The organism is Enterobacter sp. AG326, assembly GCF_004362415.1.
GTDB lineage: Bacteria > Pseudomonadota > Gammaproteobacteria > Enterobacterales > Enterobacteriaceae > Enterobacter > Enterobacter asburiae.
Genome location: NZ_SNXG01000007.1, coordinates 163,735 through 179,562 on the forward strand (window position 1 = coordinate 163,735; position 15,828 = coordinate 179,562).

Below are 15,828 nucleotides of genomic sequence, written 5' to 3' on the forward strand. Positions count from 1 at the left end.
CTATGTTATCCGCCGTTACGCGGCTGTTCCCGTTATGGGCGCTGCTGCTCTCCGTACTCGCGTATTACACCCCCGCCACTTTCACGGGCATTGGTCCGTGGGTCGCCACGCTGCTGATGCTGATCATGTTCGGTATGGGCGTGCATCTGAAAATCGACGACTTTAAACGCGTGCTGTCTCGCCCTGCGCCCGTCGCAGCGGGGATCTTCCTGCACTACCTGGTCATGCCGCTTGCGGCGTGGCTGCTGGCGATGGCCTTTAAGATGCCGCCCGATCTCTCCGCCGGGATGGTACTGGTAGGCAGCGTGGCCAGCGGCACGGCGTCCAACGTCATGATCTACCTGGCGAAAGGCGACGTGGCGCTCTCCGTCACGATCTCGTCCGTTTCCACGCTGGTTGGCGTCGTTGCCACGCCGCTGTTAACCCGCCTGTACGTGGACGCGCATATTCAGGTGGACGTGATGGGCATGCTGCTCAGCATTCTGCAGATTGTGGTGATCCCGATTGCGCTGGGGCTGGTCATTCACCATCTTTTCCCGCGCGTGGTGAAGGCCGTTGAGCCGTACCTGCCCGCGTTTTCGATGGTCTGCATTCTGGCGATCATTAGCGCCGTGGTGGCGGGTTCCGCATCGCACATTGCCTCCGTGGGCTTTGTGGTGATCATCGCCGTGGTGCTGCATAACACTATTGGCCTGCTGGGCGGCTACTGGGGCGGGAAGCTGTTCGGTTTTGACGAATCTACCTGCCGCACGCTGGCAATCGAGGTAGGCATGCAGAACTCCGGCCTGGCGGCGGCGCTCGGTAAAATTTACTTCTCCCCGCTGGCGGCACTGCCTGGCGCGCTGTTCTCCGTCTGGCATAACCTCTCCGGCTCGCTGCTGGCGGGCTACTGGTCCGGCAAACCGATTGATGAACAAACGAAAAAAGATGCGGTGAAGCAGGGTTAATTTACGCGGCTTGCTTTACACTGAAGCCTCTCTATCAGGAGGCTTCAGCAATGGCTACACCACGTTTGACCCAGAAAGACATGACGGAAGCCGAGCAGCGCGAACTGAAAACGCTTCTCGACCGCGCCCGTATCGCCCATGGCCGCACGCTGACGAACGCCGAAACCAATCAGGTGAAAAAAGAGTACATCGATAAGCTGATGGCGCAGCGTGACGCCGCGGCGAAAAAAGCCCGCAAGCTGAAAAAAGAGCAGGCTTATAAACCGGATGCAGAGGCGACCTTTTCCTGGTCCGCCACAACGTCTACCCGTGGAAGGCGCTAATCAGCGCCCTTTCTTTTTGCGCCCCGGCTGGGTAAAGCGTTTTCCATTACCCGGCTTGCCTCGCCCCTTATCTTCCGCCTGCGGCGCCTTCACCACCGGGCGCTTAATCGCCTGAGTTTTCGGTTTTGCTTTGGCCTTCGGCTTCGCTTCGGACGAGGAATTCTCGATAAGCTTGAAGAGTTCAATCAGCTCGTCATCCGTTAAATCGCGCCACTCGCCCAGCGGGATACCGGACAGGCTGACGTTCATGATGCGCGTGCGTTCCAGCTTCGTCACTTCATAACCGAAGTGCTCGCACATACGGCGGATTTGGCGGTTCAGGCCCTGAACCAGCGTAATGCGGAACGCGAACGGCGCTTCTTTCTTCACCTTACACTTTTTCGTGACGGTACCGAGGATCGGCACCCCGGCGCCCATGCCGCGAATAAATTCGTCCGTGACCGGCTTATTCACCGTCACAATGTACTCTTTCTCGTGGTCATTACCGGCACGCAGAATTTTGTTGACCAGATCGCCGTGGTTGGTGAGGAAAATCAGCCCCTGTGAGTCTTTATCCAGACGGCCAATCGGGAAGATACGGCTGCTGTGGTTCACGAAATCAACGATGTTGTCCCGCTCACCGTCTTCCGTGGTGCTGACAATCCCAACCGGTTTGTTCAACGCGATAAACACCAGGTCTTCAGCATCACGCGGTTCGATGACCTGACCATTCACTTTAACCACATCGCCAGGGACCACCTGGTCGCCGATGGTGGCGCGTTTGCCGTTAAGAAACACGTTACCCTGTTCAATGTAACGGTCAGCCTCGCGACGTGAGCAGATCCCGCTCTCGCTAATGTATTTGTTTAATCGGGTTGATTGAGTTGGCAGCATAGTTTCTCCTGTGAAGGGCGAAATATACCTTACCTTGCGGCTGACAAAAAAGTGTTAGTAGCCGTTGATCAAAAAATCGAGTGCATCCCGCAATGAAGCCCGGTTTTGCGTAAGATCGGCAACACGCTCACCTAACTCTTTTGGCGATATGCCAGCCATCATGTGCATCATGACCACGCAGGGCTTACCCGCTATCTCAACGACAGGGCACACTTTCGCAGGCGGCTGAATGCCTCCCAGATGGCTAAGCTCAACTGCTGGTGCGACCAGGACATGCTTCATCACATTGGCCAAGGGATGCTGCATATTGATTAGCCAGGGATAGGCAGTTTTCCCCTTACCCTCATTCTCATAAGCAAAATATTGTTCCATCAGAACGATCTCTGAGAATCACTAAAGGAGCCGTTTTCATCAACCCACTGGTTAATGGCCTCAATAGAAGCTTTATTTTCTGCTAACCACTCTGCGCGCTGATGCGCTCGAAACTGCTCCTGCAGCGCAGCCGTGAGTACAGCAGAGAGATTAAGTTTAAGCCGACGCGCCTCTTCAAGGATTTCTGGTGCTAACGACACATTGACTGATTTTTTGATGCCATGAGTAGCGCGCATGAGAACCCCCATCGGAATGCGCATGAATTGGCGAAGTGTAGCGTAATAAACGAGCATTTTCTATTCCCTTCAAAATGTAAGGTCTGAAGAGTAAATTGCGCTTTATAAGGTGTCACGCCCCGCAAAACGGTTTTGCGAGGCGCTTTCAGAGATTAATACTCATCCCGCTCGTCGTCTTCATCCGGCTGTTCCATCACGCTGTACGCTACCGCGCAGAACAACGAGTTGAGACGCTTCATATCCCCCAGCAGCCCCAGATGCAGGGAGCTGGTCTCGATGCTCTGCACGTTCTGCTGGTGCAGACGCTCAACGTGGGCGTGCGAGTAGCGGCGGTTCAGAATGCGGAAACGATGCTTGTTGCGACGCAGGCGGCGCGCGCTCGGCACGTCGCTGGAGAAGAAGACCAGCATCGCCAGCTTGAGGTTGCTGACCAGCTGTTCGTGCAGCGCTTCCAGCTCCTTCAGGCCTTCACCTGAAAATGCACGACGCGCGGCAAGGGATTTGTCGGCGATCTCGCTGCCCATACGCTCAACGATATCCGAGGCCTGCTCAAGGTTAAGCGACATCTCGATAATTTCCGCCCAGCGGCGGGACTCCTCTTCCGCCAGCTCGTCCTGCGGCATACGCGCCAGGTAAAGCTTAATGGCGGTATAGAGCACGTTGATATCGTCCGCCAGTCTGCGCAGTTCTTTCTCTTCACGCGGCTCGCCGTGCATCACCTTTTGCAGGCCTTCGAGCATGGTTTCCATTGCGTCGCCCATGCGCAGCGTCTCGCGCGCGGCATTCGCCAGCGCCAGCGCCGGGGTATCCAGCGCGGAGGTATCCAGGTGCTTCGGCTTCAGGCGCGCATCCAGCTCCGGCTCGTCCTGAATGAGGCGTTCGCAGAAGCGGGCCATCGGCGCGGCAAAAGGCACCATTGCCAGGCAGCGCACCAGGTTGTAGAACACGTGGAAGTAGATCACCAGCTCCGCCTTCGGCAGCGGGAGATTGTCCATCAGGTTCGCCAGCGGGTGAACGAACGGCAGAATAATCAGGCTGCCCACCAGCTTAAACAGCAGGCTGCCGAGAGCCACGCGGCGGGCGGCGGCGTTGGCCGCGCTGTTGTTGAGCATCGCCAGCAGGCCGGAGCCAAGGTTGGCCCCGATCACCAGACACAGCGCCACCGGGAAGGAGATCGCCCCTGTGGCGGTTAAGGTCGCCGTCAGAAGAACCGCCGCCAGGCTGGAGTAGCTGACGATGGCAAACACCGCGCCAATGAGGGCGTCAAGCATGATGTCCCCGGTCAGGGAGGCAAAGATGACCTGCACGCCGTTGGCCTCGGTGATTGGGGTGACCGCCTGCACAATCAGCTCCAGCGCCAACAGGATCAGCCCCAGGCCTATCCCTACGCGCCCGAGCTGTCCGGCGCGCGTCTGCTTGCGGCCAAGGAAGAAGATAACGCCGATAAAAATCAGCAGCGGCGACAGCCAGGAGAGATCGAAGGTCAGGATACGCGCCATCAGCGCGGTACCTACATCCGCACCCAGCACAATCACCAGCGCCGGGGCGAGCGCGACCAGATCCTGCGCCACAAAGGAGGTGACAAGCAGGGTCGTGGCGTTACTGCTCTGAACCAGTGCCGTTACGCCAATGCCCGCGCAGAAGGCGAGCGGCTTCTTCTCAACGCTGCTGCTGAGAACGGTACGTAAGCGCGCGCCAAATACGCGCATCACGCCGGTACGGACGATATGGGTGCCCCATACGAGCAGTGCGACTGCAGAGAGCAGGTGTAACAACGTCAGCACGGAAGTTTTTCCTCCTTATCGTTATTCGTTTTCCATAGGTTCAGTATAAGGGTTTAAACGTAAGAAAGAGACAGGGCGCCCAATGAGCGCCCTGTTTGTTGTAAGGAAAAGTGATTTTAGTCGGCGTCGTAGCCGAGATTTGGCGCCAGCCAGCGCTCCACTTCAGACACGCTCATCCCTTTGCGCAGGGCGTAATCTTCAATCTGATCCCGCTGCAGCTGCGCCACGGCAAAGTACTTGCTGTCCGGATGGCTGAAGTACCAACCGGAAACTGACGCGCCTGGCCACATGGCGAACGACTCGGTGAGCTTCATTCCGGTATGGGCTTCCACATCCAGCAGCTTCCAGATGGTGCCTTTTTCGGTGTGTTCCGGACAGGCCGGATAGCCCGGCGCCGGGCGAATCCCCTGGTAGTTTTCGCGGATCAGATCCTCATTGCTGAGGTTTTCATTCGCCGCGTAGCCCCAGTGCACCTTGCGCACGCGCTCGTGCAGATACTCGGCGAAAGCTTCCGCCAGGCGGTCGGCAATCGCTTTCACCATGATTTTATTGTAATCATCGTGCTGCGCTTCGAACGCGTCCGCCAGCGCGTCTTCTTCGAGACCGCCGGTTACCGCAAAGGCGCCGATATAGTCGGCTTTACCACTCAGCTTCGGCGCGACGAAATCGGCCAGGCAGTAGTTGGCAAAGCCCACTTTCTCCGTTTGCTGGCGCAGATGGCGGCTGACCGCCAGCACGTGGGTGCGGGTTTCATCGCGGTAGATTTCGATGTCGTCGCCCACGCGGTTCGCCGGGAACAGGCCCACCACGCCGCGCGGGTTGAGGGTTTTCTCTGCGCTCAGCGTGTCGAGCATGTCGTTGGCGTCTTTAAACAGGCGCTTCGCCTCCTCGCCGACCACCTCATCTTCCAGGATGCGCGGATATTTGCCCGCCAGCGACCAGGTCATAAAGAACGGCGTCCAGTCAATGTAGTTGCGCAGCGTCTCGATGCTGGCCGTCACGTCCTGCACGCCCAGACGGTGCGCCACCGGCGGCGTGTAGCTGAACCAGTCGAAAGCCAGATCGTTGTCGCGCGCCGCCTGAAGCGAAACTGGCGGGGTGCGCGGCTTCTTACGGCCGTGCTGGATGCGAACGGTTTCGTACTCTTTGCGGGTGCGCGCCACAAAATCGTCGCGCTGGGTGTCGGAGAGCAGCGCGGAGACCACGCCCACGGTGCGCGAGGCGTTTTGCACGTAAACCGTCGGGCCGCTGTAGTTCTGCTCGATTTTCACCGCCGTGTGCGCTTTCGAGGTGGTCGCCCCGCCAATCAATAGCGGAATGGTGAAGCCCTGTCGCTCCATCTCTTTTGCCACGTTGACCATTTCGTCCAGCGACGGCGTAATCAGGCCGGAGAGGCCAATCAGGTCGGCATTCACCTCGCGCGCGGTCTTGAGGATTTTGTCCGCCGGGACCATCACGCCAAGGTCGATAATTTCGTAGTTATTACACTGCAGCACTACGCCAACGATGTTCTTGCCGATGTCGTGCACGTCTCCCTTAACGGTGGCGATAACCATCTTGCCGTTGCTGGAGCCTTTCTCTTTGCTGGCTTCGATGTAGGGTTCCAGATACGCCACCGCCTGCTTCATCACGCGGGCGGATTTCACCACCTGCGGCAGGAACATTTTACCCTCGCCGAAAAGATCGCCGACCACGTTCATGCCGTCCATCAGCGGGCCTTCGATCACCTCAATCGGGCGGGCTGCCTGCTGGCGCGCCTCTTCGGTATCGAGCTCGATAAATTCGGTGATGCCTTTGACCAGCGAGTATTCCAGACGCTTTTTCACGTCCCAGGAACGCCACTCGGCCTGCTGAACGTTTGCCGCCTCATCCGATTTGCTGCCGCGGTATTTCTCCGCCAGGTCCAGCATGCGCTCGGTGGCGTCGTCGCGGCGGTTAAGGATCACGTCCTCGACGGCGTCGCGCAGCTCGGCAGGGAGATCGTCGTAAATCGCCAGCTGGCCGGCGTTAACGATCCCCATGTCCATGCCGTTGCGGATGGCGTAGTAGAGGAACACGGCGTGGATCGCTTCGCGCACCGGGTCGTTGCCGCGGAACGAGAACGACACGTTCGACACGCCGCCGGAGATCAGCGCGTGCGGCAGCTCGCGCTTGATGTCTTCACATGCGCCGATAAAGTCCTGGGCGTAGTTATTGTGCTCTTCAATCCCGGTCGCGACGGCGAAGATATTCGGGTCAAAGATAATGTCTTCCGGCGGGAAGCCCACCTCTTCGGTCAAAATCTTGTACGCGCGGCGGCATATCTCAATTTTGCGCTCGCGGGTATCGGCCTGACCCACCTCGTCGAAGGCCATGACCACCACGGCGGCACCGTAGCGGCGGACCATCTTCGCGTGGTGGATAAAGATATCAACGCCCTCTTTCATCGAGATAGAGTTGACGATGCCTTTACCCTGGATGCACTTCAGCCCTTTTTCGATGACCTCCCACTTGGAGGAGTCGATCATGATCGGCACGCGGGCGATGTCCGGCTCGCCGGCGATCAGGTTGAGGAAACGCACCATCGCCGCTTCGGCGTCGAGCATCCCCTCGTCCATGTTGATATCGATAATCTGCGCGCCGCTTTCCACCTGCTGGCGGGCAACGTCCAGCGCTTCGCTGTATTTCTCTTCTTTGATCAGGCGCTTGAACTTTGCGGAACCGGTGACGTTAGTACGCTCACCCACGTTCACAAACAGGCTGTCGTCGCCGATGGTCAACGGCTCAAGACCGGAAAGGCGACAGGCAACCGGAAGCTCGGGCAGCTTGCGCGGCGGCAGTCCGGCCACGGCGTTGCTCATAGCAGCGATGTGCTCCGGCGTGGTGCCGCAGCAGCCGCCGACGATGTTCAGGAATCCAGACTCGGCCCACTCGCGGATTTGCGCCGCCATGGTGTCGGCATCGAGATCGTATTCACCGAACGCGTTCGGCAGACCGGCGTTCGGGTGGGCGGTGACGTAACATTCCGCGATACGGGAAAGCTCCTGCACGTACTGGCGCAGTTCATCCGGCCCCAGCGCGCAGTTCAGGCCAAAGGAGAGCGCTTCGGCGTGACGCAGGGAGTTATAAAACGCTTCGGTTGTCTGACCGGACAGGGTACGGCCGGAGGCGTCGGTGATGGTGCCGGAAATCATGATCGGCAGGTCAACGCCCAGCGCCTCAAACTCCTCTTTCACCGCGTAAATCGCGGCTTTGGCGTTGAGGGTGTCGAATACGGTTTCAATAAGGATCAGATCGGAACCGCCTTCCACCAGCGCTCTGGTCGATTCACGGTAGGCCGCAACCAGCTGATCGAAGGTGATATTACGAAACGCCGGGTCGTTGACGTCCGGTGAAATCGACGCGGTGCGGTTCGTCGGGCCAAGCACCCCGGCAACGTAGCGAGGCTTGTCCGGCGTGCGAGCCGTCCACTCGTCGGCGCAGGCGCGCGCCAGCTTCGCAGCTTCCAGGTTAATTTCTGCCGACAGGGATTCCATCTGGTAATCCGCCATGGCGATGGTTGTCGAGTTAAAGGTGTTGGTCTCAACGATATCCGCACCCGCTTCGAAGTAGGCGTTGTGGATATCCTTAATGACTGACGGTTTGCTGAGCACCAGCAGGTCGTTGTTCCCTTTCAGGTCGCAGGGCCAGTCGGCAAAGCGTTCGCCGCGGAAATCGTCTTCACTCAGACGATACCCCTGGATCATGGTGCCCATGCCGCCGTCCAGCACCAGAATTCGTTCATTTAACTGCGCACGCAGTTGCTCTACTTTGCTGCTCACACTTGCTCCCGACAACGCTCAACAAGGCCAAAAGGCTGCGTTCCATACTGGCACAATCTCGCAGGGTGGAAAAGGCGCACAGCGGTAACATGAGACATGTTCACCATCACTCCTCCGATCAGTCAGGATAACGGTTGCAAATTCACCAAATAAAACGAAAATGATTTCCACGATACAGAAAAAGGAGATCGTCATGGTCGCGACCGTTCCCGCTAAACGCGGCAGAAAGCCTGCTGCCACCACCGCCGCCGCACAACAGGGCGGACAGGTTCAATCGCTCACGCGCGGTCTGAAGCTGCTGGAGTGGATAGCCGAGTCGCACGGCAGCGTGGCCCTGACGGAGCTGGCCCAGCAGGCTGGACTGCCGAACTCCACGACGCACCGCCTGCTAACCACCATGCAGCAGCTGGGCTTTGTCCGCCAGGTCGGCGAGCTGGGGCACTGGGCGGTGGGCGCGCATGCGTTTATCGTCGGCAGCAGCTTCCTGCAGAGCCGCAACCTGCTGGCGATTGTGCACCCGATTCTGCGCAAGCTGATGGAGGAGTCCGGCGAGACCGTAAACCTGGCGGTGCTGGACCAGAGCGACCACCAGGCGATTATCATCGACCAGGTGCAGTGTACGCAGCTGATGCGTATGTCCGCACCGATTGGCGGCAAACTGCCGATGCACGCCTCCGGGGCGGGGAAAGCGTTTCTCTCACAGCTGAGCGAGGAGCAGGTAACGGGGCTGCTGCACCGTAAAGGGCTGCACGCTTATACCCACGCCACGCTGGTGTCGCCCGTGCATCTGAAAGAAGATCTGGCCCTGACCCGCAAGCGCGGCTATTCGTTTGATGATGAAGAACATGCCCTGGGCCTGCGCTGCCTCGCGGCCTGCATTTTTGACGAGCACCGCGAGCCGTTTGCCGCGATCTCCATCTCCGGTCCGATTTCGCGGATGACCGATGACCGCGTGACGGAACTGGGTGCGCTGGTGATTAAGGCGGCGAAAGAGGTGACGCTGGCGTACGGTGGGATTCGTTGAGATTGAGTGCGGCCTGATGCCCTCACCCCGGCCCTCTCCCACAGGGAGAGGGTGCAAACCTAATGCAAAACCTCTGCTTGCGGCGGTAAGCGTACACATCTTCGACATGCCCATTTTTGATCCGCGTTTGCAGTCCGCGCCAGTAGCTGGCGCGGAACAGATCCTCATGCATCTCTTCGAATAGCGGCCCGATGCGCGGGTCGGCACACAGCCAGTGGCGAAACTCCTCCGGAAACACATCGCCCGGCGAGACGCTGTACCACGGCTCGCCGGAAAGCTCATCTTCCGGGTAGCGGGGCTGTGGTATATCGCGGAAATTCACTTCGGTCATGTAGCAAATTTCGTCGTAATCGTAGAACACCACCCGCCCGTGACGGGTGACGCCGAAGTTTTTAAACAGCATGTCGCCCGGAAAAATATTGGCGGCGGCAAGCTGGCGAATCGCGTTGCCGTATTCTTCAATGGCATCCCGCAGCGCCTGGCCTTCAGACTGCTCAAGCCAGATATTCAGCGGCACCATGCGGCGCTCGATGTAGAGATGGCTAATCACGATTTTATCACCCAGATCGGTGATTTTTGCGGGCGCTTCCTGCATTAACAGCGCCATGAGCGCCGGGTCGATCTGCTGTTTATCCAGCACAAAGTTTTCGAATTCCTGGGTATCCGCCATGCGCCCGACGCGATCGTGCTCTTTGACCAGCTGATAGCAGGCGCGAACGTGCGCGGCGGTCATCTCTTTCTGCGGCGCGAATCTGTCTTTAATCACCTTAAAGACCCGGTCGAAACCCGGCAGCGTAAACACCAGCATCACCATACCGCGAATGCCTGGCGCTTCGATAAACTGCTCGTCGGCCGTCGTGACATAGCGCAGGTACTCCCGGTAGCTTTCCGTCTTGGCGTGCTTCTGACAGCCAATGGCCATATACAGCTCGGCGGTGGTTTTGCCCGGCAGGATCTCGCGCAGCCACTCCACCAGGGCGGCAGGCAGCGGGGCGTACACCATGAAATAGGAGCGGGCGAAACCAAACACGATGCTGGCCTCGGCGCCGGTGGTCAGGCAGGTATCGACAAACAGTTCCCCGTCGTCGGTACGGTGAATGGGCAGCAGAAACGGCACAATGGCGGTCGGCGTAACCAGTTTGCCGACCAGCCAGGCGGCTTTATTGCGGTAGAAAAGCTCGTTAGCCACCTGCAAATGGCTATGGCTAAGCACCTCCGCGCCGAAGGTTTCGTTGAGATGGGTGTGAATATAGTCGATATCCCGGGTTTTATTCTCCCAGGGCAGGCGCAGCGGCAGATCCGTTAGCACGCGGTGCAGGAGCTTTTCCCATCCGCGATCGGGAAAGAAATCTTTCGCCAGCGGACGGGGAATGGTTCGAAAGCGTCGCTCGGGCTGGGAGCTGAAGATAAATAACCGCTCAGGAGATAGTGAGCGGTGGTCAAATAACCGGCAATAGACGGAGTTGAAAAAGCTCTCCGCAATCTCGAAGCGCGGGTAGTCGGGTAACAAATGGGTGTAGTGCTCCTTCACGCGCAGTAAAAAATCCGCGTCGGGACTTTTACCGTCGGTAATACAGCGCAGCTGCTCCACCACCAGACCCACGTGGTGATCGTAGAGATGGATACGCTGCTTCATGGCCTGCTGAACCGCATGCCAGTCTGCATGTTCGAAGCGCTGCTGCGCGCCGGATGTCACTTCAAGAAAACGACCATACTGGGCATCGAAGCCCTGCAAAATAGTTTGGGCAATCAGCAATTCCAGGCCACGCGACATATATTCCCCCTCACCCCCAACCCTCTCCCCGAGAGGGGAGAGGGGGAAAAGATTAGAACTGTGCTTCTTCCGTTGAACCCGTTAAGGCGGTGACGGAGGAGGTACCGCCCTGAATAATCGTGGTCACATTGTCAAAGTAGCCGGTTCCCACCTCCTGCTGGTGAGACACGAAGGTGTAGCCGTCTTTGCCCGCCGCAAACTCCGGCTGCTGCACCTTCTCAACGTAGTGCTTCATGCCCTCACCCTGCGCGTAGGCGTGCGCCAGGTCGAACATGTTGAACCACATGCTGTGGATGCCTGCCAGGGTAATGAACTGGTATTTGTAGCCCATATCGGACAGCTGCTGCTGGAAGCTGGCGATCGTTTTGTCATCCAGCTTTTTCTGCCAGTTGAATGACGGCGAGCAGTTGTAGGCCAGCAGCTTGCCCGGGTATTTCGCGTGGATGGCGTCGGCAAAGCGTTTTGCCAGCGCCAGATCCGGCGTGGAGGTTTCACACCAGACCAGGTCCGCGTAAGGCGCGTACGCCAGGCCGCGGCTGATCGCCTGTTCAATGCCGGCATGGGTACGGTAGAAACCTTCGCTGGTGCGCTCGCCGGTGATGAACTCGCTGTCGTACGGGTCGCAGTCAGAGGTAATCAGGTCCGCCGCGTCCGCATCGGTACGGGCAATGACCAGCGTCGGCACGCCGAGCACGTCAGCAGCCAGACGCGCGGCAACCAGCTTCTGAATCGCTTCCTGAGTCGGAACGAGCACCTTACCGCCCATGTGTCCGCATTTTTTCACTGACGCCAGCTGGTCTTCGAAGTGAACGGCCGCTGCACCGGCCTCAATCATCGATTTCATCAGCTCGAAGGCGTTCAGCACGCCGCCGAAGCCCGCTTCCGCATCCGCGACGATCGGCAGGAAGTAGTCAGTAAAGCGCGGATCGCCAGGTTCGATACCGGCAGCCCACTGGATCTGATCCGCACGGCGGAAGGTGTTGTTGATCCGATCCACCACCGACGGCACGGAGTTAGCCGGATAGAGCGACTGATCCGGATACATGCTGGACGCCAGGTTTGCGTCCGCCGCAACCTGCCAGCCGGAGAGGTAGATAGCTTCAATACCGGCCTTCGCCTGCTGCAGCGCCTGACCGCCGGTCAGCGCGCCGAGGCTATTGATGTAGCCTTTTTTAGAGCCGCCGTGCAGCAGCTTCCACATTTTCGCCGCACCGTTCTGTGCCAGCGTGCATTCCGGGTTGACCGAGCCGCGTAATTTCACCACTTCTTCCGCGCTGTAAGGACGGCGGATGCCTTCCCAGCGAGGCTGTGTCCACTCTTTCTTCAACTCTTCGATTTGTTGGGTACGGGTTTTCATGTGCAGATGCTCCATATTGTTATGTGGTGAGTTACGCCAGGAAGCGGTAGCCCGGCAGGGTCAGGAAGTCGATTAAGTCATCTGATGTGGTGATTTGCTCCATCAGGCGCGCAGCGTCGTCAAAACGTCCGCTGCTGAAGCGGTGTTCGCCCAGCTCGTCCTGGATCACCCGCATCTCTTCTGCCAGCATCTGGCGGAACAGAGATTTGGTCACGGGTTTGCCGTTGCTGAGCGTTTTTTGATGGTGGATCCACTGCCAGATGGAGGTACGTGAGATCTCCGCCGTCGCGGCATCTTCCATCAGGCCGTAGATAGGTACGCAGCCGTTGCCGGAGATCCACGCTTCGATGTACTGGACCGCGACGCGGATATTGGCACGCATGCCCTCTTCCGTTCGCTCGCCCGCGCACGGTGCCAGCAGCTGTTCTTCAGCCGTTGGGGCATCGTCTTCGCGCGTGACAAACAGCTGGTTTTTGTTGTCGCCGAGAACGTGGTTAAAGACCTCCATTGCCGTATCGGCCAGGCCGGGATGGGCAATCCACGTGCCGTCGTGACCGTTACGGGCTTCAAGCTCTTTATCGGCTTTCACCTTGTTGAGCACCTGATTGTTGCGCTCTGCGTCTTTGCTCGGGATAAATGCCGCCATGCCACCCATCGCAAAGGCGCCGCGCTTGTGGCAGGTTTTGATCAGCAGACGCGAGTAGGCGCTCAGGAACGGTTTATCCATGGTCACGACCTGGCGATCCGGCAGCACGCGATCGGGGTAGTTTTTCAGGGTTTTGATGTAGCTGAAAATATAGTCCCAGCGTCCGCAGTTCAGGCCGACAATGTGGTCGCGCAGGGCGTGCAGAATTTCATTCATCTGGAACACGGCTGGCAGCGTTTCAATCAGCAGCGTGGCCTTGATGGTACCGCGCGGCAGGTTGAAACGATCTTCCGCGTAGCTGAACACTTCGCTCCACCAGGCCGCTTCCTGCCAGGCCTGCGTTTTTGGCAGATAGAAATAAGGGCCGCTGCCTTTTGCCAGCAGGTTCTTGTAGTTGTGGAAGAAATAGAGCGCGAAATCAAACAGGCTGCCCGGAATGGCTTCCCCACGCCAGGTGACATGTTTTTCAGGCAGGTGCAGGCCGCGTACGCGACAGATCAGCACCGCCGGGTTCGGTTTGAGCTGGTAAATTTTGCCGGCTTCGTTGGTATAGCTGATGGTGCCGTTCACGGCGTCGCGCAGGTTGATCTGCCCCTCGATGACCTTACGCCAGTCCGGCGCCAGTGAGTCTTCAAAATCGGCCATAAAGACTTTAACGTTGGCGTTCATGGCGTTGATCACCATTTTGCGCTCTACCGGACCGGTGATCTCAACGCGACGATCCTGTAAATCTTCAGGGATGCCGCGGATTTTCCACTCGCCACGGCGAATGGAAGCGGTTTCCGAAATGAAGCCAGGCAACTTGCCATCGTCAATTTCCTGCTGCTGATGAATGCGTGCCGCCAGCAGCTTATTACGCTGCGGCGTAAAGCGAGTCACCAGTTCAGTCAGAAATTCTATCGCTTCCGCCGTCAAAACCTGCTGTTCTTGCTCGCCATACGGCTGGGTAAAGGCCAGTTCATCGACCGTCGTTGCCTGTTGAGTCATTACTCTGCTCCTCATCAAAGATCCAAAATCACGCCCCCGATGCGAACGAAAGATCGTTGGGTAGTTTTCGCTCAGCAGAATTAAGACTATCTATATTTTTTCTAAAATCAAAAACAATTTCCATTTTAATTATTAATTGTAATTAATTGATTGATTTCATTGAGATTAAAGTTGGATCGAACGGTGAGTGACATTTCGGAAATAAAAAAGGCACCCGAAGGTGCCTAATTTGAATAGCTGAAACGCTTTAGGATCGTTTAGTGCAGAAGATTACTCCAGCGTCGGATTCATGTGGCGCAGATCGTATGGCGTGATCTGGTAGACGTAATAGTTGAGCCAGTTAGTGAAAAGCAAATTCCCGTGGCTGCGCCAGGTTGCTCTCGGTTTGTTCTGCGGATCGTCTTTCGGGAAATAGTTGTACGGTACATCCGGATTAAGACCCGCTTCGACATCGCGGAAATACTCTGACGCGAGGGTATGCGGATCGTACTCAGGATGCCCGGTCACAAAAGCAATGCGTTTATCCTTGCTGGCAAACAGGTAAGCATCCCCGTCTTCCGTTTCGGCCAGGATCTCCAGATCGGTGTAATCACGAATCAACTGGGCCGGGAAATCGGCGTAGCGCGAATGCGGGGCCAGGAAGGAGTCATCGAAACCACGCGTCAGCAACGCATGTGGGTGAAGAATGTGGTGTTCGTATACGCCGGAGAGCTTTTCAGTGCGGGTTTGCTTGGGGATGCCATAAAGAATATTCAGCGCGGCTTGTACCGCCCAACAGACAAACAATGTGGACGTAACGTGATCTTTTGCCCACTCTAGCACCTGTTTGATCTGCGGCCAGTAGGCGACATCGTTAAATTCAACCAGGCCAAGCGGCGCGCCGGTCACAATCAGTCCGTCGAAGTTTTCACCCTGAATGTCATCGAAGTTACAGTAGAAGTTGTTCAGATGCTCAGAAGGCGTGTTGCGTGACTCACGAGCATCGATTCGCAGCAGCTGAATATCAACCTGCAGCGGGGAGTTAGACAGAAGACGCAGGAACTGGTTTTCTGTTTCGATCTTTTTTGGCATCAGATTGAGAATAAGCACCTTCAGCGGGCGAATTTCCTGACCTGTCGCACGCGAAGCCGTCATCACGAAGACGTTTTCTTCACGCAAGAAATTGACGGCTGGTAGCTCGTCCTGCACCCGAATCGGCATAACTTTATATCCTCACAGCATACGTATAAACGTTTAGACATCCAGACAGCTAACGATACCCAGAAATGGTTTGAATGTCGAGTCTGCAAGCAGAAGGTGAGAAAGTTTCAAGGAGAGGATGGGGCGGTTTGACTTACCCGGTGGCGCTGCGCTTACCGGGCCTACAAAGCCACTCGGCATGATTTCTGACGCGCAAAGCAAAAAACCCCGCACCTTACGGTACGGGGTTCTTCTATTTGATGCCTGGCAGTTCCCTACTCTCACATGGGGAGACCCCACACTACCATCGGCGCTACGGCGTTTCACTTCTGAGTTCGGCATGGGGTCAGGTGGGACCACCGCGCTAAAGCCGCCAGGCAAATTCTGTTAAATCTGTATCAAAGCTGAAATTTGATTGTCTGTCTCTCGTCCGCCGAAACAGCTTCGGCGTTGTAAGGTTAAGCCTCACGGTTCATTAGTATCGGTTAGCTCAACGCATCGCTGCGCTTACACACCCGACCTATCA

At 57.4% G+C, this 15,828-nt stretch carries 12 protein-coding genes and 1 rRNA gene; 3 read left to right on the forward strand and 10 right to left on the reverse strand.

Annotated elements, in window-relative coordinates; all coding sequences use genetic code 11:
- Window positions 1-2: 2 nt before the first annotated feature.
- Window positions 3-947: a ketopantoate/pantoate/pantothenate transporter PanS gene (panS, locus tag DFO52_RS19120; protein ID WP_029740629.1), complete on the forward strand. Its 945-nt coding sequence runs from the start codon at window positions 3-5 to the stop codon at window positions 945-947.
- A 50-nt stretch (window positions 948-997) separates the two neighbouring features.
- Window positions 998-1,270 (forward strand): DUF3811 domain-containing protein, encoded by a 273-nt coding sequence (locus DFO52_RS19125; protein WP_023309994.1) that lies wholly within the window; start codon window positions 998-1,000, stop codon window positions 1,268-1,270.
- On the opposite strand, the gene rluF is transcribed toward DFO52_RS19125, so the two are convergent.
- The 5 genes from rluF to metH form a co-directional block, all read right to left on the reverse strand.
- On the reverse strand, window positions 1,271-2,143 hold the full coding sequence (gene rluF, locus DFO52_RS19130; RefSeq protein WP_023309993.1) for a 23S rRNA pseudouridine(2604) synthase RluF: 873 nt from the start codon (window positions 2,141-2,143) through the stop codon (window positions 1,271-1,273).
- A gap of 54 nt (window positions 2,144-2,197) precedes the next feature.
- Window positions 2,198-2,515: a CcdB family protein gene (locus DFO52_RS19135; RefSeq protein ID WP_133550992.1), complete on the reverse strand. Its 318-nt coding sequence runs from the start codon at window positions 2,513-2,515 to the stop codon at window positions 2,198-2,200.
- Window positions 2,515-2,808 (reverse strand): type II toxin-antitoxin system CcdA family antitoxin, encoded by a 294-nt coding sequence (locus DFO52_RS19140; protein WP_032662656.1) that lies wholly within the window; start codon window positions 2,806-2,808, stop codon window positions 2,515-2,517. Before DFO52_RS19140 ends, DFO52_RS19135 begins: the two co-directional genes overlap by 1 nt.
- Before the next feature lie 95 nt (window positions 2,809-2,903).
- Window positions 2,904-4,535 (reverse strand): Na/Pi cotransporter family protein, encoded by a 1,632-nt coding sequence (locus DFO52_RS19145; protein ID WP_023309990.1) that lies wholly within the window; start codon window positions 4,533-4,535, stop codon window positions 2,904-2,906.
- A gap of 116 nt (window positions 4,536-4,651) precedes the next feature.
- Window positions 4,652-8,335 carry a methionine synthase gene (metH, locus tag DFO52_RS19150; RefSeq protein WP_133550993.1) on the reverse strand — a complete coding sequence of 1,228 codons (3,684 nt, stop codon included), beginning with the start codon at window positions 8,333-8,335 and terminating at the stop codon, window positions 4,652-4,654.
- Between the two features lie 193 nt (window positions 8,336-8,528).
- On the opposite strand from metH, the gene iclR reads away from it, so the two are divergent.
- A complete protein-coding gene (iclR, locus tag DFO52_RS19155) occupies window positions 8,529-9,359 on the forward strand; it encodes a glyoxylate bypass operon transcriptional repressor IclR (RefSeq protein ID WP_038417708.1) in 831 nt (276 codons plus the stop codon).
- 22 nt (window positions 9,360-9,381) lie between these two features.
- On the opposite strand, the gene aceK is transcribed toward iclR, so the two are convergent.
- The 5 genes from aceK to rrf all read right to left on the reverse strand — a co-directional run bounded on the left by aceK (window position 9,382) and on the right by rrf (window position 15,680).
- Complete coding sequence (aceK, locus tag DFO52_RS19160) at window positions 9,382-11,133, reverse strand: bifunctional isocitrate dehydrogenase kinase/phosphatase (RefSeq protein WP_133550994.1); 1,752 nt, start codon at window positions 11,131-11,133, stop codon at window positions 9,382-9,384.
- 52 nt (window positions 11,134-11,185) lie between these two features.
- On the reverse strand, window positions 11,186-12,490 hold the full coding sequence (gene aceA / locus DFO52_RS19165; RefSeq protein ID WP_029742132.1) for an isocitrate lyase: 1,305 nt from the start codon (window positions 12,488-12,490) through the stop codon (window positions 11,186-11,188).
- A gap of 31 nt (window positions 12,491-12,521) precedes the next feature.
- A complete protein-coding gene (gene aceB, locus DFO52_RS19170) occupies window positions 12,522-14,123 on the reverse strand; it encodes a malate synthase A (RefSeq protein WP_133550995.1) in 1,602 nt (533 codons plus the stop codon).
- Window positions 14,124-14,393: 270 nt separating this feature from the next.
- Entirely contained in the window at window positions 14,394-15,323 is a 930-nt protein-coding gene (gene metA / locus DFO52_RS19175) for a homoserine O-succinyltransferase (protein ID WP_024906663.1), read from the reverse strand.
- A gap of 241 nt (window positions 15,324-15,564) precedes the next feature.
- Window positions 15,565-15,680 (reverse strand): 5S ribosomal RNA (gene rrf / locus DFO52_RS19180).
- Window positions 15,681-15,828 lie beyond the last annotated feature (148 nt).

What these genes read in the sequence shown, in the direction of transcription:
- panS (WP_029740629.1), top strand. Translation starts at nt 3, where the DNA reads ATGTTATCCGCCGTTACGCGGCTGTTCCCGTTATGGGCGCTGCTGCTC.
- DFO52_RS19125 (WP_023309994.1), top strand. Translation starts at nt 998, where the DNA reads ATGGCTACACCACGTTTGACCCAGAAAGACATGACGGAAGCCGAGCAG.
- rluF (WP_023309993.1), bottom strand. Translation starts at nt 2,143, where the DNA reads ATGCTGCCAACTCAATCAACCCGATTAAACAAATACATTAGCGAGAGC.
- DFO52_RS19135 (WP_133550992.1), bottom strand. Translation starts at nt 2,515, where the DNA reads ATGGAACAATATTTTGCTTATGAGAATGAGGGTAAGGGGAAAACTGCC.
- DFO52_RS19140 (WP_032662656.1), bottom strand. Translation starts at nt 2,808, where the DNA reads ATGCTCGTTTATTACGCTACACTTCGCCAATTCATGCGCATTCCGATG.
- iclR (WP_038417708.1), top strand. Translation starts at nt 8,529, where the DNA reads ATGGTCGCGACCGTTCCCGCTAAACGCGGCAGAAAGCCTGCTGCCACC.
- aceK (WP_133550994.1), bottom strand. Translation starts at nt 11,133, where the DNA reads ATGTCGCGTGGCCTGGAATTGCTGATTGCCCAAACTATTTTGCAGGGC.
- aceA (WP_029742132.1), bottom strand. Translation starts at nt 12,490, where the DNA reads ATGAAAACCCGTACCCAACAAATCGAAGAGTTGAAGAAAGAGTGGACA.
- aceB (WP_133550995.1), bottom strand. Translation starts at nt 14,123, where the DNA reads ATGACTCAACAGGCAACGACGGTCGATGAACTGGCCTTTACCCAGCCG.
- metA (WP_024906663.1), bottom strand. Translation starts at nt 15,323, where the DNA reads ATGCCGATTCGGGTGCAGGACGAGCTACCAGCCGTCAATTTCTTGCGT.